This window comes from Ureibacillus thermosphaericus (genome assembly GCF_002370195.2).
GTDB lineage: Bacteria > Bacillota > Bacilli > Bacillales_A > Planococcaceae > Ureibacillus > Ureibacillus thermosphaericus.
Genome location: NZ_AP018335.1, coordinates 1,192,846 through 1,212,951, shown reverse-complemented (window position 1 = coordinate 1,212,951; position 20,106 = coordinate 1,192,846). Strand labels below are relative to the sequence as shown.

The window sequence follows — 20,106 nt, the reverse complement described above, 5'->3', positions numbered from 1 at the left end:
GGGTAATTGTATTCTTCCTTGTTTGTTGGGGTTCTATACGAAATGAATCGATGAAGCGACAGAGCATTAACCACCCTGTCGCTTACAATTTTATTGTAGTTAAACTACTTATATATTTTTTGAATCGCCAAGTAAATGGAATTGGAAGCCTGCTTCTTTCCATTTATCGCATTCTAAGCAGTTTTTCGTGTCGAGTACAATTTTGTGTTTTGGTGTGATTGTTAATGGGTTGTATTCTTTAAATTCTTTATGGTCTGTTAATACTAATAAAATGTCTGCGTCATTTACTGCTTCTTCAAAGTTTTGTGTTTGTGTTGGATGGTTATTTTCTTTAATATGCGGGTCGAACGAAACGACTTCTAAGCCTAGTTGTTGAAGTTCATGAATCACTTCTAATGATGGGCTTTCGCGCATATCGTCGACGTTTCCTTTGAATGCAAGACCCAGTACAGCTACTTTGCCGCCCGCAATTTTGTTTTCATTCAAGATTTTTTGTGTTTTCTGTGCTGTGAATAGTGGCATGCCGTCATTGATGTTGCGAGCTAGATGAATCATTTGGGCTTTATCTCCGCCGAGTTCAACTAAAAACCATGGGTCAACAGCAATGCAATGTCCACCAACACCTGGTCCTGGGAAGTGGATGTTTACACGTGGGTGGAAGTTCGCATAGTGAATGGCTTCCCAAATGTTTACATCAAGTTCTTCCGCTAGTTTTGCTAATTCATTAGCGAATGCAATGTTTACATCACGGTATGTATTTTCCATGACTTTGACCAGTTCGGCAGTTGTGGCGTCCGTTAAATGGATTGGGCCTTTTACGAATAGTTCGTAAAGTTCTTTTGTCATTTCTGCAGATTTTTTATTGATTCCTCCGATGATGCGGCCGTTGTTGATTAATTCTTCAAAGATGCGTCCTGGAATTACTCGTTCTGGAGAGTGAGCGACGTATAGTTCTGTTCCAATATCTAATCCAGATTTAACGAGTTCAGGTATCATCACACGTTCCACAGTTTTTGGCGGAACAGTAGATTCCAAGATAACAAGATTTCCTTTTCTTAAATAAGGAACGATTGATTTTGTTGCTTCACGTACATATTCAAGGTTTGCTGTTTTATCTGCATTAATAGGTGAAGGAACCGCCACAATGAAAACATCTGCTTCTTGCGGTGTTGTGGAAGCTGTTAAGTACCCTTCATCTACCGCTTTATTCAGACGTTCTTGTAATCCTGGTTCTTCGATATGTAATTTTTTCTCTTGAATGCTTCGAACAGCAGCAGGGTTTACATCGACCCCGTGCACTTTTACTCCGTAATTTGCAAAAGTAACCGCAGTTGGTAATCCGATGTATCCTAGTCCGATTACACACATTGTTTTGTTCATATGAATCGTTACTTCCTTTCGAGTTTCAAGAACGAGAGGGAGCTGTTCTTTTAAGGATGCGCTTTTGTTTTGGGGAATTTTGATTATTAAGCGCGTTTTAAATAACTAGTGATGCTCCGAGACTCGTTTTGTTTAGAATGTCTGATAGTGTTGTTTTTCATTTTGTCCTGCGATTACAAGTATACAACTTTTAAGTGAAACTGTGAATTATTTTCACATTACCTACTCTTTTTGGTGTGGGTACGGTTTAAACTCGTGTATTTGCAAATTCAGCTTGTGTGGATGGTACCTTGGCTTGTGCGGATAGATTACTTGCTTGTGTGGATGGTACCTTGGCTTGTGTGGATAGATTACTTGCTTGTGTAGATAATACCCCCACTTGTGTGGATGATTCCCCACTTGTGCAGATAACTTCTCTGCTCGTGCGGATAGTTCACCTACTTGTGTAGATAGTACGTTGGCTTGTGCGGATAATACACCCACTTGTGTGGATGATTCCCCGCTTGTGCAGATAACTTCTCTGCTCGTGCAGATAGTTCATCTACTTTTGTAGATAACTCCTCCACTCGTGCGGATAATTCACCTATTGTGTAGATAATACCCCAGCTCGTGCGGATACGGTTCACACTCGTGCATTTGCAAATTTAGCTTGTGGCTCGTGCGGATAGATTACTTGCTTGTGTAGATAGTACGTTGGCTCGTGCGGATAATACACCCACTTGTGTGGATGATTCCCCGCTTGTGCAGATAACTTCTCTGCTCGTGCGGATAGTTCACCTACTTGTGTAGATAACTCCACGACTCGTGCGGATAATTCACCTATTGTGTAGATAATACCCCAGCTCGTGTGGATACGGTTCACACTCGTGCATTTGCAAATTTAGCTTGTGTGGATGGTACGTTGGCTCGTGCGGATAATACACCCACTTGTGTGGATGATTCCCCGCTTGTGCAGATAACTTCTCTGCTCGTGCGGATAGTTCACCTACTTGTGTAGATAACTCCTCCACTCGTGCGGATAGCACCTCCACTCGTGTACATAACTCCTTAACTTGTGTGGATAGTATTTCCTCTTGTGCAGATATCATCCAACTTGTGTGAATAGCTCCCTTTCTTGTGCAGTTAGAATACCAGTTCGTGTAAATACAATCCTCTCTCAAAAAAAGAGCGTGCATTCATTACTCTGCACACTCTTACAAATTTTATCCATTTATACTTAATTCATATTTACATGCTGTTGTGTTGCCTGTTCGGGATTTACTGTTAGCTTTTAATATTCTAGTTGCTTCGAAACGATTTCTTAATCTTAAGTAGTTCATCGCTTCACTAGGAGATATCGTTTTATTGATCAACATATAATAATCCCTCAAGGCTTTTTCATGGGCGTACATGCTCCGCGTATTACATTTTTCACAATGCCATGTACGTTTGAGTCGTTTCATCGGAATAGTGCCACAATTCGGACATTCTACTCCAGTTCGGATTTCTTGTGGGTTGATGCTGTAATACTGGGTTAGGGGGAAATGGTCCCAAATTCGTTCTTTTGAATATTGAATTAATAATTCTCCTACTTGTTTTGAAGGAATGACTTCTTTTTTTGGCAATGACCAAATGTATTGAATAATACCTCTTCCCATAAATAACGGGTATTTGGAAGGCGGTTTATCGATAATTGCATTGTTATACGGCAATACGATTGCACCATAAATGGGGACTTTGATTTGATGTTGTTCCAAAAATGTTGTTAACGCCAAAATATATTGGTCGATTTGGGCTTCTGGGCTGCGATAGGATAGCTTTTTATCTTCTTTCACGCAAATTAGTTGAGGTGGATTGTTTGTAAACGTTAGTTCTCCATTGAGATTTTTCACTTCTAAAATAAGGCACCAGCTTGGTGAAATGAGTATAATGTCGATTTGAATCGTGATGATGGATTTAATACTGATGTTATGAAGAATGTAGGTGTTTTTAGGCAATTGATTTTCTGTCAGGATGGTTAGCAAATGTTTTTCTCCGTTTTCTCCAGCTTCTTGCAACGATAATTCTTCTTCGATTTTGAAAGCTTTTTCGTGACCCGGATTTAAACGTTTGTGAAGAGACTCTAATGCGATTTTGTAATCACTTGTTTTGTATGGTTTGAGCAGCAAATATTTCCCTCCTTTTTCCTATTAAATTAGCAAATGGAAATTAAGAGGGGAATAGTTTGCTGTAAACTTTTATTTTCGCGGAATTTTTGGTGGGAAAATGAAAATTTCAATGTCTCTGGTACTCCATAAAAAAACTCACAGACGTCCATTTCTTTCCCGCCTGTGAGTTATTTTTTTCCGGAGTTTAGTAGCAGTGAACTACTCCCACTTAGCTTTGCTTGAAGTGGGAGCTTCTCAGTTCCGCGACGAAAGCCACCTTTCGTCTCCCTGAGCGTGACTTCGGGTCGTCCCAACCCTAGATATCCGACATTTCTACCTTGGCTATTTTACAAGTGGAAGGAATCTGCTTGGTTTTCGCCTATTCATTTGTCCACTCAACCACCATATAGCCACTTATCAAGAAACATATGATACATTCAGTTTATCATAAGATTTGGCTATCGCCAACCGACATTCATCTCCCACCTACTCATTGGGCTATCGCCCTTCACATTCCTTGAGGATGGGAGACTTCTGTCGGAAAAAGTTTAAAATGGATTGGGCTTGTTGTAGATGGAGCGCAAGAACTTGTTGTGCTGCCATCGCAAGAATGCTTGCTTTAGTATAGTTCATCATTTCTTTCGCGATATCTGCATCTCGTATTCGAGATTCTGCTGCAGTTAAGTTTTCTGCCGTGTTCATTACATTATTATAAGCATGTTCCATTCGATTTTGATAAGCGCCAAGCCGAGAGCGTTCACTGGATACTTGTTGTAAAGCTTTATCTAATGCACCAATCGCTTTGTCTGCACCGTCTCTAGTTGTGATGTCGTGATTATCTAGACCAAGGCTGGTGCTATCTACATTGCCAATATAGATCTCCATATATTGTCCAGCATTCGCACCTATTTGAATTTTTAATGGATTTGATTCGTAGTCACCGTTTAAGAGAGGGCGCGTGTTGAATTCTGTTTGTTTCGCAATTCTAGTAATTTCCTCTTTCAGTTGTTGGAATTCAAGATCTAGGTGCTTTCGATCATCATCAGTAAGTGTGTCGTTTGCAGCTTCGATTGCTAGTTCACGCATGCGCTGTATGATGGCATGAGTTTCATTGAGAGCGCCTTCTGCCGTTTGAACGAGGGAGATGCCATCCTGTATATTTTTACTCGCCATGTTGAGGCCGCGAATTTGAGCACGCATTTTTTCTGAAATGGCTAGTCCCGCCGGATCATCTGCCGCGCTGTTAATGCGATAACCTGAAGAGATTCGTAATAACGCTTTATTGGCATTCATCCAGTTTTGATGAAGATTATTTAAAATCATCAATCCCGTAGCCGACCATTGCCCCAGCATCGTATTCCTCCTTTCTTATGGCGAAGGTTCTATTAATATTCATATCGGTTTTTTTCAACGAATTTTTATGAGAGAATTAATAATTTTATTATTCATTGAATAAATTGGTTGAAATTAGGTTTAATAATTGGTTTATTGGGATATGCTGGCTCCCAAGGAGGGATTTGTCATGAAAGATATGAAACTTTCTTTCGAAGATTGCTTGTTTGGAATTATTGGTTCAGGGATTGCAGTGAGTGTACTTTATTTCTTTATCTCGTAATATTAGGTAGCGTTTTAGTAGATGCGCAGTAAGCCGATGTGGTTCTGGCTGAGGGAATTTATTGGGATTATGTACAGTTTCTTCCGTGCAGGGGGATGTCTGATTGTGTAGATAACATTTCTTCTTGTGCAGATATGCTTTTTGCTTGTGTTGATAATTCCCCTGCTTGTGCATTTACCACTTCCGCTTGTGCAGATAGTTACCCAACTCGTGCATTTACTACTTCCGCTTGTGCATTTGGATGTTTCACTTGTGTGGATGGCAATCTTACATGTGCAGATAACTCTTTCGCTTGTGCATATAATAACCCTACTCGTGCGTTTACTGCTTCCGCTTGTGCAGATAGCCCCTGCTCGTGTGGATAATTCCCCTGCTTGTTCGTTTACTACTTCCTCTTGTGCATTTGGATGTTTCACTTGTGTGGATGGCAATCTTACACGTGCAGATAACTCTTTCGCTTGTGCATATAATAACCCTGCTCGTGCGTTTACTACTTCCACTCGTGCAGATAGTTACCCTGCTCGTGCGTTTACTACTTCCGCTTGTGCAGATAGACCCTGCTCGTGTGGATAATTCCCCTACTTGTGCATTTACCACTTCCTCTTGTGCATTTGGATGTTTCACTTGTGTGGATGGCAATCTTACACGTGCAGATAACTCTTTCGCTTGTGCATATAATAACCCTACTCGTGCGTTTACTGCTTCCGCTTGTGCAGATAGCCCCTGCTCGTGTGGATAATTCCCCTGCTTGTTCGTTTACTACTTCCTCTTGTGCATTTGGATGTTTCACTTGTGTGGATGGCAATCTTACACGTGCAGATAACTCTTTCGCTTGTGCATATAATAACCCTACTCGTGCGTTTACTGCTTCCGCTTGTGCAGATAGCCCCTGCTCGTGTGGATAATTCCCCTACTTGTGCATTTATCACTTCCACTCGTGCAGATAGTTACCTAACTCGTGTAGATATCTCCTTCTCTTGTGTGAATAACATTGCTTCTTGTGCGGATATTTCCCCTACTTGTGCAGATAACTCTTATAGTGGGGCTTAATACATAGCATATTGTAAGGATTGATTTCACCAAAGCCTAAAAATGCCTCATCATCTAATTAAAAATATAAGCACCTTCAATTTTCAAATCGAGGTGCTTCATCATTGACTCTTATTCACTTTACTTCCTCCGTTAACTTCTTGCAATTTCCTACTCACTTGTTCTCCATATTTTTCTTTTTCGCCACTAATTCATAAAATCTTTGTTCGTCACGATTGGATAACGCTTCATCGATCAATCGATCAATATTTTCAGACTCCAATGAGCGGATGAGGTGATTCACTTCTGCGTTTTCTCCATGCGGGACGATATTGATTGTTTCTGATTTGTTGGCTGCTTCTTCAAGTATTGGCGCCAAATGTTCATGGATGTTGGATATCAATAGAAGCTGGTATAACGGCAATCGAAGAAAGCGATTTCCACGCTGGAAAACAAAAATTTCCGATAAATTTTCGATTTGCATCGTTTTTATGTTAACAATGATTTCTTTTCCTTCGATGGGTACAAAGTGAAACAGTTCGTTGTCTTTCATAATGGAAAAATATTGATAAGCAAAGACGAGACGCAATGTTTCCCCCGAGGCTTTCGTATAAAAAGGTTTCATATATTGGACATGGATCATACCTATCCCTCCTATATTGAATCTCTCTCTTTTTATTAGCCCGAAGTTGATGAAACGAAACTTTTTATTCGTAATCCGCAACTTGGAACTTTTATTAGGGTTTTCCAAAAAAGCTTATGTTTAAACTCGAATGATACAAATCGCAATTTCTAAATAATTCCAATCACTTATTCAAAAGAAAATAAAGCTTCCATTAAATATTGCTTAATGTATCATACGAATTTTGCTTTCCACATATTCCCCGCTTTTTATTTGGATGATATTCATATTTTTTCCCAAATTCCCCTTCTTCATCCAAGGAATCATCAATTTTTTGTATGAAATTTACAAAAGCAGTAAATAAATGGCGATTATAAGGAGTTCATATCATTTCTATTTATTTTAATCTCATTTTCAGATAATTTATCATTATTTTATACTATTTTTCTGAAAATTCATAATAATTTATACCGTTTTATAAAAAACTATTTTATTCAATTCAAGTCTGCTAATTTTATGTGACGACCGCAATTGCGAAAGTTTCAAAGGACAAGTCTTATCAAACACTAAATGCCGTGTTATAATGAAGGGAAAGACTTTTTTTAGGAGCGAATGTAATGGTATTATCAGTTGCACATATTGCAGAAGAGCAAGAAAAATTTATTCGCCAAACATTACGAACTATTGAGAGAGAGTTGCATCCTTCTGTCACAGAGGATGAAGAGATAATAAGGCGGGCTCTTTTTGCTGTTCGAAATCAATCAGTTGTTTTCCATCGATACGTTTCTGTTTTTTCCGTCCTTACTACAACTGTAAAAGATGTGCACCCAACAGAAGTGACGATTGATTTTCTCAGCAACTCCATCACTTGTACATGCCCGAATAATGGCTGGTGCCGACATAAGGTAAGCGTTCTATTGTCGTTATATCAACATATTGATTCCGTTCAAGAATGGATTAGCAATTGGCGTTCGAAAAAATCGGTCAATTTGCAGGCTCTTGCCAATGTTCGCACCCCTGATAATTGGTTGAAAATGGTCGATGAAGTGCTTAGCCATTATTTGGAGGGGGCGGTTGAAATTCCAAGCTTCCTCTATTTAAATATTGCAGAAAACGCTTTGGAAAAATTAAATAAGCAGATTCCTTTTGAACGGGAATGGCAACCGATTTACCGCTTATTTATGGAACTTGCTGTTGTTTATCAATTATCTCGCCATTTCACTGATTTAGAGTCAGAATTTCATGTCGACCATTACCAACACTTTTTTGATAAACGATTTCAATCTATCCAAAAAATCGTCCACGAAATCTCTGGAAAATCCCGTCTTTTCGTAACAGATCCGTTCTTTGATAAAATGCAAAGCATGCTTCGAGAAGTAATGCTTGAACGGGAAGGTTTTGTAAGTAGAAGAATGAATCTGTACTTACTGTTTTGGGATGAAGTGTTTTATGAGAAGAGACGGGTGTTAGAAGAATTAATTTTTCTTCAAGAGCAAAAGCATACTAAAATACCAGAACTTTTGATTGTATTCTATATTATTTTAAAAAATCATTCGGCATTAGAAGAAAATATGCGTCATATTCGTCCAGACCATTTAGGACTGTATATAGGATTGGTGAAGTTTGCTTATTCCAAGCAAAATGAACGAGCAGGGGAAATCCTCCTGAGAGGCATTCTTCCGTTTTTAGAGGCAAATATTCAAAAAGTTCAACCTGCCTTTCGTCCCTATGTTGTTTCATCCATTTATTCGTTATATGAAAAAATGGATTTAACAGAAGATGAGGAGCTTTTATTATACTCTTCTTTTGGAAAAGACGGGGTTCAGCCGTATTCGGATTATTTATTGAAACAGAAACGATATGAAGAATGGGTGGCATTGCAACAATTGTACCCTTCTTCAATTGAGTATTTAGAATTTTACGGGTTAAAGGAAGTCGTGGAAGAAGCTCCAGCAGTGGTTCTTCCGTTATATCATTTTTATGCGATGGAGGAAATTAAGCAAAAGTCGCGGCTTCATTACAAACAGGCCGTTCGAATTTTGAAAAAGATGAAAACTGCTGCGAAAAAAGCGGGAAAAATGAATTTTTGGGAAGAGTATATTGCTTCCATTCGCAACCAGTACAAAAGACTCCGCGCATTGCAGGAAGAATTGGAGAAAGGAAATTTATTTATATGAAAAATTTGCAATTAAAGAAAGTATCCAAACATACTTCTTTCGCAACCGTATATCAATTATCATTCGAACAACTGAAACAGGGATTGTACGCTGTTAGGGCTTTCGAAAACGGCTCTGTTGTTTCAGGAGAAAAATTAACATCGGCTTTCTTTTTCCGTTACGAACCAAACTTTTACGGTTTGCATGCTGAATTTAAGGGAGAGGCGCTTTTGATTACAGCTGTTGAATTGTTGGAATGCCTTTCCCCACAGTTCAAGCATCCTTTTGTGCATTTTGTAGGAGTAACAGAGGAAGATGCTTTATTGCTTGATAGTATCGAGCAAGCGCAAATGCTGTGGAACTCCCCTTCCCTATGGAATAATGTAGAAATGGTTGAGGATGAATTAGTCGTTCATTTACCCAATGGTGAAAGTGATCTGCAGAAGGAGTTTTTAACGACTGCGATCTATCAGAAATTGGCAAAGCGTGGCTTGCAACTTTCTGATGTACCATCACTTATTCCTTTCTTTAAAGAAGGCGGCTGGCCGCTGCAACAGGATCGAACTGTTGGTCATTTGAAAGTAGCACTTCGCTTGAATGAGCCGGAAGAAGATTCTGAGGAATGGTTATTGGAAACCGTAATTCTTTCATCCAGTTCGTCGAAACATTGGACGCCAGCTGTACGGAAGCGGCATCTGCCTATGAATAAGGCGCTTCCTGATAAGTGGAAGAACTATTCGGAAGAGATGAGGCAAACGCAAAAGCAAATGTTGGAATTGTTGATGTTGGATAATGTATCCGATGAATCATTTTTGCATATGCCATTAAGCGATGCCGAGGTGAGAACCCTTCTCCGCGATAAATTTGTAAAGTTAACGGCCTTAGGATTCGAAGTGATTCTTCCGGGCTGGTTGAAAGAATTAAGAAAAACGAAAATGCGAGTTCGTGTGAATGCGCAAAGTGGTTCGCAAAAATCGATGGCTGGGCTTGATGATATTTTATCTTTCCGATGGGAGTTGTCAGTCGGAGGAGAAAAAATTAGCCCGGAAGAATTTCGCAAAATTGTTGATGAAAAGCGGGAATTTATTCGAATCGGAAATGAATGGTTCCGCATGGATGCCGATTGGATGACGAAAGTGCGAGAATTAATGGACAAAGCTGAAAAAGAAAATTGGACCGTAAAGGAATTAGTTTTCCGCGAGATGCCAGAGGAGCTTTTAAATCCATCGTTGGAAGAAGAGGAAGATGCAGAACAGGACGATCCGCTCTTTGCTTTTGAAATGCAGCGTTCATTGCAGGCCTATGTGAATCTGTTGCAAGAAAAACAAGGATTGCCTTCTGTGAAATTGCCTAAATCTTTGAACGCAACGTTGCGGCCTTACCAACAACAAGGGTTTGAATGGCTCGTATTTATGCGAAATCAACAATTTGGTGCTATATTAGCTGATGATATGGGGCTTGGAAAAACGGTACAGCTCATTAGTTATGTTCTGCATTTATATGAAGTGTTGCGGGAAAAGAAACCGACGCTCATTGTTTGCCCGACTTCCGTTTTAGGAAACTGGCAGAAGGAATTAGCGCGCTTTGCTCCGACGTTAAAAGTTCATACTCATTATTCTTCTAGCCGTTTGAAAGATGAAGAATTTCATCATTTCTTGTTAAAGGAATCACCTCAAGTGGTTTTATCCACATACGGAACAATTTCACAAGATGTGGAGTTTTTGGATTCTATCGATTGGGCAGTGGTGACGTTGGATGAAGCCCAAAATATTAAAAATATGCAAACGATGCAGTCGAAAGCAATTCGCCGCTTACATGGCGACCATCATATTGCGTTGACAGGAACGCCTATCGAGAATCGTTTATCTGAATTGTGGGCGATTTTTGATTTTATCCATCGAGGATATTTAGGAAGTTTCAAGAAGTTCCAAGACGAGTTTATTGTGCCAATCGAGCGTGAAGATTCTGACCAGCATAAAACGAGGTTGCGTGCAAAAATTCGTCCATTCTTGTTAAGAAGAACAAAAAATGATCCAGAATTGCAGTTGAATTTACCGGATAAGCAAGAGACGAAAGAGTTTTGCCCGCTAACAGAAGAACAAGCCGCCCTTTATGAAGGCTACATTCAAGAGTCATTGGCAGGCTTGGAGCAAATGTCTCCTTTCGAACGCAAGGGGCGCATTTTGCAGATGTTGAGCAAGTTGAAGCAATTGTGCAACCATCCTGCTCTTTATTTGAAGGAACCATTTAGTGATGCACGAATCATGCTAGAGCGTTCTATGAAGTTAAAGCGCATCGTGGAATTGACACAGGAAGTTGTTGAGCGAGGCGAGCAGTGCTTGATTTTCACTCAATATATTGGCATGGGACACTTGTTGCAACATTGTTTTTTCGAGCTGTTTGATTGGGATGTGCCGTTTTTGACGGGAAGTATGCGTAAAGAACAGCGGGATGCTTTAGTTGAATCCTTTCAAGCTGGAGATTTTCCTATTTTCCTACTGTCATTAAAAGCGGGAGGAACTGGTTTAAATTTAACGGCCGCTAATCACGTTTTGCATGCGGATCGTTGGTGGAATCCTGCCGTGGAAAATCAGGCGACGGACCGTGCTTATCGCATTGGCCAGACGCAATTTGTACAAGTGCATAAGTTTATTACAATTGGGACGATTGAGGAGAAAGTCGATCAAATGCTGGAGATGAAATCCGCATTATCTGCAGAATTAATTCAGTCAAGTCAATGGCTGACGGAGCTAGAGGAAGATAAATTGATGGAATTGCTTAGGTTAGGGTAAGCAATAAAATTGTGATTGGAAAGGGTGCCTGGCACTCCTAGTAAATCCCTGTCTCAAAATCCAAGTAGAGGTGCCTGGCACAAAAAAATCCGAAGCATGTTGCCTCGGACAAAGTTTGGGAGGAAGAAGATTGGTCGAATTCTGATTTCCTCGTTTATCCGTTTATAGCCTCACTGTATTCAATTGTGGATTAATCGAACATGATAGATTCTTATTCCATGCACTGCTGGGCGGTCACAATCCAGCAGTGTTTTTTATCACCTCCAAAAACTTTTATTGCTATCATTTCCCTATTATTATCAATCCATTGCCTTCCGTTAATAAATTGCACCCTTCTACTATGTTTACCCGGAATCCTTTTACTTTTTCATCCTTATAGCCTTTTCCCATTTTTAAATGACATGTTGCCTACTTAATAAACCATCTTACTTTCTTCAACCCATTCCTCATTTTAGAGACTCTCACGTAACTGGTAATCCTTCTTCAGTTTCAGGAAGTACAAAATCTTTTTCAACTTCCGATTGCTTATTCGTTGGAGACTTTAGTAAGTAAAATCGGACCTCATCGGCAACGACTTCTGTACTAAACACTTTGAAATTCTCCTTATTCATATAGGAGCGTGATTGCAATCGCCCGTTGACTCCGATTAATGATCCCTTTCCGCAATATTGGACGATGCGTTCTGCTAATTTCCCCCATGCAGTGCATAAAACAAAATCCGCATCCACATCACCCTGATGATTGCGATAATTGCGATTAACAGCTACGACAAAGCTCGTGGCTACACGGTTTTCTGCAAATTCCCGAAGAACTGGATCTTTCGTTAATCGCCCGACTAGTCCGACATGATTCATCATTTCACCTCCTTTTTCTCCATCATATCGATTGCGCCTATTTTTGACAAAATCGCAAAATAAAAGAATGAGCCCTTTTTCTAATCCAAAATTTCCTTTTCGATATAGAATAAATGTTTGCAAAAATGCCAATACACTAGATTATTACAATGATTATCCGCATTTTCCAAAAATGGTCAAAATAAAAATTTAGCAGTTTTCTCATTTTATTTTTACACATCACCCTATGTTATACTTAATTAATAGTTGGGAGGTAAATTCAATGAAGACTTTCAAAATGATTTCCTTTCAATTGGATCTGGAGGGGATTGAGGTTCCACTGATTGATGGAATTACTATAAATCAAGAAAATAAAGAAAAAACGTGGATTTTGGAACTGTTTATTGAAAAACAATATCGAGAGTTGTTAGAAAAATATTTAGATTCAAAAGAATTCTTTGATGTGCAAGTGACAATTACTTCTCCGGATAATGAACCAGCACCTTTTACGGTGAAAGTGGAATCCATTGAAGAGTTTGAAGACCGAATTTCAATCTTATTGAAAGGCCATTTACGAGTTGTGCGATTAAAATATGCGGAGCAATTGTTACAATCTTTGCTGGAGAAAAACTTGTCCAATGAGGAATTATTAAGTGAATTTAAAAAAGGAATGCGCGAGCGTCCGCGGTTGAAGGGGTAAAATTAGCACCGCGATTTATAGGAGAGGGTCTTTTGCAGTCGACAAATCCTTTTTTATAAACACATGTTGAAGCCCTGCGTTTATATTTACAGATTTTGCTAAAAACAAAGGAGCTATCGCTTTGTGGATAGCTCCTGCATCATAGTAAGGGGGATTATGCGAGGATTATTCATCTTTTGTATCGCGGTCTCTGATATCTCTAGCGTCTTCGATGACATCTTCTTGGTTGCCGCGTTCATCCCCGCGAACTCCTTTATCGTCAGGGATGACATCATTATTGTCCAATACGCCATTGTTATCTTGGACTCCATCATTGATACCATCATTATTCAGATCGACATCATTATTTCTAGTGTCATTGTCAAGCGTTTCGTCGACTCCCTTTCGAACATCATTGATGCCTTCCCGAACGCCTTCACCTACATCTTCTACACCTTCTTTTACGCCATCCCCAACATCATTGATAGCGTCTTCATCGCCATTATTATTACAGCCCACTAATAAAGAAGACCCTAACAATAAGGCACAAAGGGTTGGTTTCCACATAAAAAAATTCCCTCCTTTCTTCGCTAATCGTCACTACTCGTGACTGATTTTAATTTGTGCGAAATAAGAGGGAACTATCCATTATCTATTTTAGAACTTTCTCCATATTATAGGAATAATGCGTGGGCGTTATTTTTGCTTCAATTGCTCTTTCAAAAGCTGTTCTACATAATTCGCTTCCGCCTTGCAGCCGTATGTGTAATTTGTGCCAAGCTCTTTTTGCATTTTTTCAATTGATTCGATCTGTTTCTTTGTTGGCTTTTCACTTAAAATTTTAGCGATTACTTCATCAATTTTTTGTGCAATTTCTTCATGGAATTCAGGGCTTAGTAATACTTCTTGTGGCACTTTATCAAACCATGCTGCGTTCTCTAAAAAATATTGTTGCCAATTTGCAATAAAATCTTCCATGGAAAATTGATCTTCATCCCAGCCGATGCTAGCTAAATATTGTTCAAATGCCGTCGAAATGGATCGAGTAATACTGATTTTTACGCCCGATGATAGCTGTTTATACATTCTAAAATTAAACCTCCTACGTTTAAAAAAGCCAAGGGTGCGTATACTTATATCTAAATAAAAATTCAACTTTTATATTCTATCTCTATTGTTAAAATTTTTCAAATTAGGAGTCATTTCAACAAATTTTACCTTTGTACTAAAGGTTGTCACAGTTCCGAAGTTTTTATTCCTTTGATTTTTGCACTTCTTTTACGAAAGTTTATTTTGCCTTTGGAGCTTCCGGGCCGATTGCAAATAAAATATCCGCTTCTGCTACGAGTTCGCCATCTACAGTTGCAACGCCATGCCCTTTTCCCATTGTGCCGCGCAATTTGACAAATTCTACTTCAAATTTTAATTGATCACCTGGAACTACTTGACGTTTAAATCGGGCATTGTCGATTCCTGTTAAAAATGCCAATCTTCCTTTGAATTGCTCGGAGTTTAATAATGCAACGCCCCCGACCTGTGCCATTGCTTCTACAATTAATACACCAGGCATAACGGGATAGCCTGGAAAGTGCCCATTAAAGAAAGGTTCGTTAATGGAAACGTTTTTAATTCCAACAGCACGTTTGCCCTCTTCAACTTCAAGAATACGGTCTACTAATAAAAATGGATATCTATGTGGCAAAATTCCTTGAATTTGTTCAACACTTAACATATGAATACCCCCAGTTATTCAAAATAAAACAAACGAAAGTAGTGGCTGCTTTTGGACGCAAGATGTCCTTTTATGTCGATTGGCACATTAGGCAAGACGCACATGTTTTTCATCGAAAACATTTGTAGAAACACCCAAAGACATGTCGTTAATGAAATTTGGATAATTGGACTCGTTCAATTCTTATAAACAATGAAATGACAAGACAACCATATGTTTCTATTCACATCGCATAATAGGACAATGTGGAAAGAAAGGATGGAAGTCTCCTCCTATTTGAATTCATCTTTCCACTAATAGAAAATACCTATTCAATTCCGTTTATAATGTCAAGGATGTGTTGATACGTTTCCCATTTTAACGCATCTAATGGGTTGCCGTCACCAATTACGCCGAATCCAATCATTAGTCCAAAAACGCTTGCAAGCAATAGAAGAACTAGCACAATGACGATTCTAAGCCATATAGGAATCAATCTTGTGCGATAAATTTTAAATTTTGGATGTTTCTCATTGCGATCTTGGCGTTTCGCTCTTTTTTGAGGGATGTCCTGATTCGACAAAGTAGAGCCACTTTTCATTTCGTTTGCCATTTTCTATTTCCCCTATTTTCTTAGAAGTATTTCAATATTAACGTATTCCATTGATTAATCCTAACATTTGATCTGCAATGGTAATCGCTCGGGAATTAAACTGATATGAACGTTGCGCTTGAAGTAAATTTGTCATTTCTTTAGTTAAATTAACGTTAGACATTTCTAATTTTTGATTTTCAAGACCGATATTTTCTCGCCCAAATCCTACTAAGTTTGTTAATATATCATTCTCATCATACCCTAATTCGTCTATATTTGCAGGTACCATTATGTATGAGCCTGTTTGCTCCATTACTTGCGGTAAATGAATTTCTGTAACACCTAGTAAAAATGATTGTTCATCACCATTTATAAAATTGACTTGCAATGTGCCATTTTCATTGAGAATGAATTTTTCTACATCGTCTCTAAAGATGATAGGATTGCCATAGCTGTCTGCTACTGCATAACCGTCAGCATTTACGAGCATCACTTGTCCATCTTCGACAGGCGTAACATAAAAGTTACCTTGACGAGAATAAACCATATTGATTTCATTGTTTTCATTTGGCATTAAGATATTAAAATATTGGCGTTCTTTTGTAAATGCAAAGTCTAAATCCCTGTCTGTGTTTTGCAATGATCCTTGTGCATTGTTTGTTTGAATTTGCGAAATTTTAGCACCAACACCGTAGCGAATGCCTGGTGGCGTCAATCTTGGGGCTTGTTCATCCTTGCGAGTGTTCAAGTATTCTTGGTAAAGCATTTCTGAAAAACGAGCTTCTTTCGCTTTGTAGCCAGCAGTGTTGACATTCGCAATATTATTGCTAATCGTATCGATTTGATGTTGGACTTGATGTAATGAGTTTGTTGCAGTGAGCATTGTTCGGAGCATCCTTAACTTCCTCCTTATACTTTACCAATTTCGTTTACTGCTTTTTCCATGCTTCTGTCATATGCTTGAAGTACTTTTTGATTTGCTTCAAAGGCACGGTAAGCTGTAAGTAATTCGGTCATTGCTTGTGCAGGATCTACATTGGAACCTTCCAAGAATTTTTGTTTCATAGCGAAAGTGATATTTCCTTGTGCGAAAGCAGATGGCAACGCTTGTCCATTTTGAGTACGGAATATCCCGTTATTTTGTTTTACAAGTTCGTTGGCATTTTCTACAAAGGCTACACCAATTGTCGCGATTTGTTGATTGTTAACGTATACGGCACCGTTGTCAGCGACTTGGAAATCTTCATTCGGTAGTTGGATGCGAGCGCCTGTTTCAGATAGAACATAGTATCCGTCTCCAGTGACTAAATATCCTTGTCCATCTAATGTAAAGTTTCCGTTTCTCGTATACGCTTCGCCACCATCCGGATGAGCTAAACGGAAAAAGATATTGCCTCCTGCTGGGATGTTTCCGTTTACTAAAGCGAAATCCGTATTTAAATTCGTTTCGTACACATCGCCTTGTGTAAAATTAGGCATTGTCTCTTGCAAGTAGATACCAGTTGAAATTGTGCCAATTTGTTGGATTTGGTTTAAATTTAACCCTTTTTTCGTAGGAACGTTTGTGTCATCAATGGCAGATAAAAGCATTTCAGGAAATGAACGAATCGACGTTTGTTCAGCTTTGAATCCCGGTGTATTCACATTTGCCATATTGTTTGTTAAAATTTCCGTTTTTCTCTGCTGTGCAAGCATGCCGGATGCTGCAGTGTATAATCCTTTAAACATCTCATTCACCTCTTTTTAGCAGCTGGTTCATTTTTTCTCTTCTTTAATATATCGGCGAAAAGTCGCAAATAACTATAGTCCGTTTTTCGCTTTTCTCTAGTTTTGGTAGATGATGTTCAATTCATGTATTGATTAACTATTTGTTTCGGACGTATGATTAAGTTATCGTTTTGATTTACATTTCCAATAAAAATACTTGCTTTACAATTTGTAATTCGAATTTATTTTTAGATTGTAGGCGGTTTTTCATCATACATTATAGTTTTGAACCAGGTGAACGATCAATGTTGTCCAGCATGATGCCTGTACCAATTGCAACACAGTCCATTGGATTTTCTGCAATGAAGACTGGTACTTTTAATTCTTGCATGAGCAATTGATCAATGCCGTGAAGTAATGCACCGCCACCAGTTAAAATGACGCCTCTGTCAATAATGTCCGCAGATAGTTCTGGCGGAGTCTTTTCCAATACGTTTTTTGCTGATTGAACAATCAATGCAACGGATTCGTGCAACGCTTTTTCAATTTCAGATGAATGAATGGTAATCGTGCGGGGTAAACCTGTTACCATGTCACGGCCGCGAATTTCCATTGTTTCATCGCGACTGCCAGGAAATACAGTTCCAATGTTGATTTTAATTGCTTCTGCTGTACGTTCACCGATTAATAGTTTATATTCTTTCTTTATGTATTGTAGTATATCGTTATCAAATGTATCTCCTGCTACTTTAATAGATTCGCTCGTCACAATATCTCCCATTGAGAGTACAGCTATATCTGTCGTACCACCGCCTATATCGACTACCATGTTACCACTTGGTTGGAAAATGTCCATGCCTGCACCAATTGCAGCCACTTTTGGTTCTTCTTCTAAATAAACTTTTTTTCCACCTGATTTTTCAGCAGCTTCACGAATTGCTTTTTGTTCAACGCTTGTAATGTTTGTAGGACAACAAATTAAGATGCGAGGTTTTGAGAAGAAGCCTTTTACGTCAAGTTTGTTGAGGAAGTGTCTTAACATTGCTTCTGTCAAGTCAAAATCTGCGATGACTCCATCTTTAAGCGGACGAATTGCAACGATATTTCCTGGAGTACGACCTACCATTTTTCTTGCTTCTTCACCAACTGCAAGCACTTTATTTGTTTTTTTGTCGATAGCTACGACAGAAGGTTCATTTAACACAATTCCTTTACCCTTCACGTAAATCAGTACGTTAGCCGTTCCTAAGTCGATCCCTATATCTTTAGAAAACATGATAATCTAATTTCTCCTTCCAAATTATTGCGACTCTAACGTTCAATATTTTACACATTATCTAGAATATTTTATCATATAAAAAATCTAATTACATCTAAATTATGGGTATTTTTGACTTTATTCAACCTATTTCAATTTCTTTGTTCATGTAAGATTCCTTTTTATTTTTTGTTGGATTTTGCGATGTGTACATTCAGTATGTGAAAATGAAAAAGCATTCAGCCTGACTTTATGCAAAGCCAAACTAAATGCCTTTTCATTGTTTTTTTTGGGACTGCCACTTTCTACGTGTTGCCTCGCCCCCTCGCAAATGACGAACGGATTTGTGATAGGCTAATATTTCTCTCACTTCTTTTGCCAATTCCTCATTTACTAGTTGTAATCGTTCCGTTAAGTCTTTGTGCACCGTACTTTTTGAATATCCTGTCATTTTCGCAAGGACTCGAACCGTCTCACCCGTTTCCACAAGCAGCTTTCCCAGTCGAACGCAACGGTGCCGAATATGCTCGTGCACGTTCTCTTCCTTTCTATCGGATATAAGAAAGTGCAGTTTTACTAACAATAAACAATCTATTTCGACGTTTTTCTGATACATGTATTTCATTGACGTTTGCAATTAGCGATTTAACGTTTATTCACAATATGTATGTTTCGCATTTTTCAGAACTTTTTTTCCCAGGAAAGTACAAAAGCGCAGCCCAATAAGACGGAATTTGTCTTTCAGGCTGCGCTTTTATCCTTTAGAAGTTTAAATAATTTCTTGGGTTTACATGTTTTCCATCTTCTAACACCTCAAAGTGAAGATGGATGCCGGCAGTTGGATTCCATTCGTTTTCAATCGTAGTTGCGATTGGTTGGCCTTGTTCCACTAAGTCCCCTTCTTTTACAAGGATGTCAGATACGGAACTATAGTGGGTTTCCATTCCGTTAGGGTGTGCGATGATAATTTTATTTCCAGTGAAAGAATCGAGTTTCACTTCTTTCACTTCACCGCTCATTGCAGCTAGTACTTCAAATGGCTCGTTGTTAATAGAAATTGACAATCCTGATGATGTTGAGAATGTTTGATCAAATACTAATAGTGCATTTTCACGTGTTTTTGCATCCGCATTCATGTCATAGAAGTCTTGTAATACTTTTACGTTTTCTAGTTGACTTTCATCAAAAGGATATTTTAGTGTTTCTGTTCGTGCATTTGTTTCGATGACTGGTGATTCATCTTGTACAGTTGGTTCGTTCACCGTTTCATTTTCATCTTCACGAGTGAGTGCTGAATAAGTGAAAATTAGACCAATGAGTACTACTGCAATGCCCCCGTATATTGTTGGCCAAAACCATGGTTTTTGCTGCCAGTTTGTTTTTTGAGAAGTTTTATTTTGTTTGTTGTTATCTTCTCTCATATGTTCATCACCTCTAAATGAAGGATGAACAAGTTTTGGAATTTCTAAACAATATTTTTGGAAAATTTCACTATTTTTTGCATATTATTTTTTCGCTCGTAATATTTGTTTATTAGCGTATGAATTTAGGACAATTTGTTCCAGAGTTTGATGATTGTTGAACTGCCCGTTAGTTGTTGATG

Annotated in this window: 23 protein-coding genes; 5 read left to right on the top strand and 18 right to left on the bottom strand. The window is 38.7% G+C overall.

The genetic code is table 11. The features are described from left to right. Window positions 1–108: 108 nt before the first annotated feature. The 7 genes from UtA1_RS05905 to UtA1_RS05880 form a co-directional block, all read right to left on the bottom strand. Complete coding sequence (locus UtA1_RS05905; protein ID WP_096550352.1) at window positions 109–1,380, bottom strand: nucleotide sugar dehydrogenase; 1,272 nt, start codon at window positions 1,378–1,380, stop codon at window positions 109–111. A gap of 222 nt (window positions 1,381–1,602) precedes the next feature. Further along, complete coding sequence (locus UtA1_RS05900; RefSeq protein WP_126434436.1) at window positions 1,603–1,863, bottom strand: hypothetical protein; 261 nt, start codon at window positions 1,861–1,863, stop codon at window positions 1,603–1,605. Then, window positions 1,818–2,006, bottom strand: a complete 189-nt coding sequence (locus UtA1_RS05895; protein ID WP_126434434.1) for a hypothetical protein — start codon at window positions 2,004–2,006, stop codon at window positions 1,818–1,820. Before UtA1_RS05895 ends, UtA1_RS05900 begins: the two co-directional genes overlap by 46 nt. After that, entirely contained in the window at window positions 2,003–2,179 is a 177-nt protein-coding gene (locus tag UtA1_RS17075) for a hypothetical protein (protein ID WP_172597834.1), read from the bottom strand. Before UtA1_RS17075 ends, UtA1_RS05895 begins: the two co-directional genes overlap by 4 nt. 16 nt (window positions 2,180–2,195) lie before the next feature. Then, the gene (locus UtA1_RS05890) at window positions 2,196–2,555 is read right to left on the bottom strand and encodes a hypothetical protein (protein ID WP_145986154.1); all 360 of its coding nucleotides are present in this window, start codon (window positions 2,553–2,555) and stop codon (window positions 2,196–2,198) included. Window positions 2,556–2,582: 27 nt separating this feature from the next. Next, window positions 2,583–3,527, bottom strand: a complete 945-nt coding sequence (locus UtA1_RS05885; RefSeq protein WP_096550350.1) for a nuclease-related domain-containing protein — start codon at window positions 3,525–3,527, stop codon at window positions 2,583–2,585. Window positions 3,528–4,004: 477 nt separating this feature from the next. Beyond that, entirely contained in the window at window positions 4,005–4,859 is an 855-nt protein-coding gene (locus UtA1_RS05880; RefSeq protein ID WP_096550349.1) for a flagellin N-terminal helical domain-containing protein, read from the bottom strand. 357 nt (window positions 4,860–5,216) lie between these two features. On the opposite strand from UtA1_RS05880, the gene UtA1_RS05875 reads away from it, so the two are divergent. After that, on the top strand, window positions 5,217–5,486 hold the full coding sequence (locus UtA1_RS05875; protein WP_126434432.1) for a hypothetical protein: 270 nt from the start codon (window positions 5,217–5,219) through the stop codon (window positions 5,484–5,486). 55 nt (window positions 5,487–5,541) lie between these two features. Then, the gene (locus UtA1_RS17070) at window positions 5,542–5,694 is read left to right on the top strand and encodes a hypothetical protein (protein ID WP_172597833.1); all 153 of its coding nucleotides are present in this window, start codon (window positions 5,542–5,544) and stop codon (window positions 5,692–5,694) included. 631 nt (window positions 5,695–6,325) lie between these two features. Here UtA1_RS17070 and UtA1_RS05865 read toward each other — a convergent pair. Then, window positions 6,326–6,793 carry an IDEAL domain-containing protein gene (locus UtA1_RS05865; protein ID WP_096550348.1) on the bottom strand — a complete coding sequence of 156 codons (468 nt, stop codon included), beginning with the start codon at window positions 6,791–6,793 and terminating at the stop codon, window positions 6,326–6,328. 596 nt (window positions 6,794–7,389) lie between these two features. Here UtA1_RS05865 and UtA1_RS05860 point away from each other — a divergent pair. Beyond that, window positions 7,390–8,949, top strand: a complete 1,560-nt coding sequence (locus UtA1_RS05860) for an SWIM zinc finger family protein (protein WP_096550347.1) — start codon at window positions 7,390–7,392, stop codon at window positions 8,947–8,949. Then, window positions 8,946–11,720, top strand: coding sequence for a DEAD/DEAH box helicase (locus tag UtA1_RS05855; protein WP_096550346.1), 2,775 nt, complete (start codon window positions 8,946–8,948; stop codon window positions 11,718–11,720). The genes UtA1_RS05860 and UtA1_RS05855 overlap by 4 nt, the downstream gene beginning before the upstream one ends. Before the next feature lie 461 nt (window positions 11,721–12,181). On the opposite strand, the gene UtA1_RS05850 is transcribed toward UtA1_RS05855, so the two are convergent. Next, complete coding sequence (locus UtA1_RS05850) at window positions 12,182–12,574, bottom strand: single-stranded DNA-binding protein (RefSeq protein ID WP_096552423.1); 393 nt, start codon at window positions 12,572–12,574, stop codon at window positions 12,182–12,184. 262 nt (window positions 12,575–12,836) lie between these two features. Here UtA1_RS05850 and UtA1_RS05845 point away from each other — a divergent pair, with 262 nt between their 5' ends. Further along, window positions 12,837–13,253 (top strand): YwpF family protein, encoded by a 417-nt coding sequence (locus tag UtA1_RS05845; protein WP_096550345.1) that lies wholly within the window; start codon window positions 12,837–12,839, stop codon window positions 13,251–13,253. A 165-nt stretch (window positions 13,254–13,418) separates the two neighbouring features. On the opposite strand, the gene UtA1_RS05840 is transcribed toward UtA1_RS05845, so the two are convergent. The 9 genes from UtA1_RS05840 to UtA1_RS05800 all read right to left on the bottom strand — a co-directional run bounded on the left by UtA1_RS05840 (window position 13,419) and on the right by UtA1_RS05800 (window position 19,924). Then, a complete protein-coding gene (locus UtA1_RS05840) occupies window positions 13,419–13,799 on the bottom strand; it encodes a hypothetical protein (RefSeq protein ID WP_096550344.1) in 381 nt (126 codons plus the stop codon). A gap of 129 nt (window positions 13,800–13,928) precedes the next feature. Then, window positions 13,929–14,318 (bottom strand): hypothetical protein, encoded by a 390-nt coding sequence (locus UtA1_RS05835; protein WP_096550343.1) that lies wholly within the window; start codon window positions 14,316–14,318, stop codon window positions 13,929–13,931. Between the two features lie 202 nt (window positions 14,319–14,520). Continuing rightward, a complete protein-coding gene (gene fabZ, locus UtA1_RS05830) occupies window positions 14,521–14,964 on the bottom strand; it encodes a 3-hydroxyacyl-ACP dehydratase FabZ (RefSeq protein WP_096550342.1) in 444 nt (147 codons plus the stop codon). Window positions 14,965–15,271: 307 nt separating this feature from the next. Continuing rightward, window positions 15,272–15,556 (bottom strand): DNA-directed RNA polymerase subunit beta, encoded by a 285-nt coding sequence (locus UtA1_RS05825; protein WP_096550341.1) that lies wholly within the window; start codon window positions 15,554–15,556, stop codon window positions 15,272–15,274. Window positions 15,557–15,593: 37 nt separating this feature from the next. Continuing rightward, window positions 15,594–16,433 carry a flagellar hook-basal body protein gene (locus tag UtA1_RS05820; protein ID WP_096550340.1) on the bottom strand — a complete coding sequence of 280 codons (840 nt, stop codon included), beginning with the start codon at window positions 16,431–16,433 and terminating at the stop codon, window positions 15,594–15,596. 14 nt (window positions 16,434–16,447) lie between these two features. Next, on the bottom strand, window positions 16,448–17,266 hold the full coding sequence (locus tag UtA1_RS05815; protein WP_096550339.1) for a flagellar hook-basal body protein: 819 nt from the start codon (window positions 17,264–17,266) through the stop codon (window positions 16,448–16,450). A gap of 256 nt (window positions 17,267–17,522) precedes the next feature. Beyond that, the gene (mreB, locus tag UtA1_RS05810; protein WP_016839307.1) at window positions 17,523–18,521 is read right to left on the bottom strand and encodes a rod shape-determining protein; all 999 of its coding nucleotides are present in this window, start codon (window positions 18,519–18,521) and stop codon (window positions 17,523–17,525) included. Window positions 18,522–18,780: 259 nt separating this feature from the next. Continuing rightward, the gene (locus UtA1_RS05805) at window positions 18,781–19,038 is read right to left on the bottom strand and encodes a sporulation transcriptional regulator SpoIIID (RefSeq protein WP_016839306.1); all 258 of its coding nucleotides are present in this window, start codon (window positions 19,036–19,038) and stop codon (window positions 18,781–18,783) included. A 226-nt stretch (window positions 19,039–19,264) separates the two neighbouring features. After that, a complete protein-coding gene (locus UtA1_RS05800; protein ID WP_016839305.1) occupies window positions 19,265–19,924 on the bottom strand; it encodes a M23 family metallopeptidase in 660 nt (219 codons plus the stop codon). Window positions 19,925–20,106 lie beyond the last annotated feature (182 nt).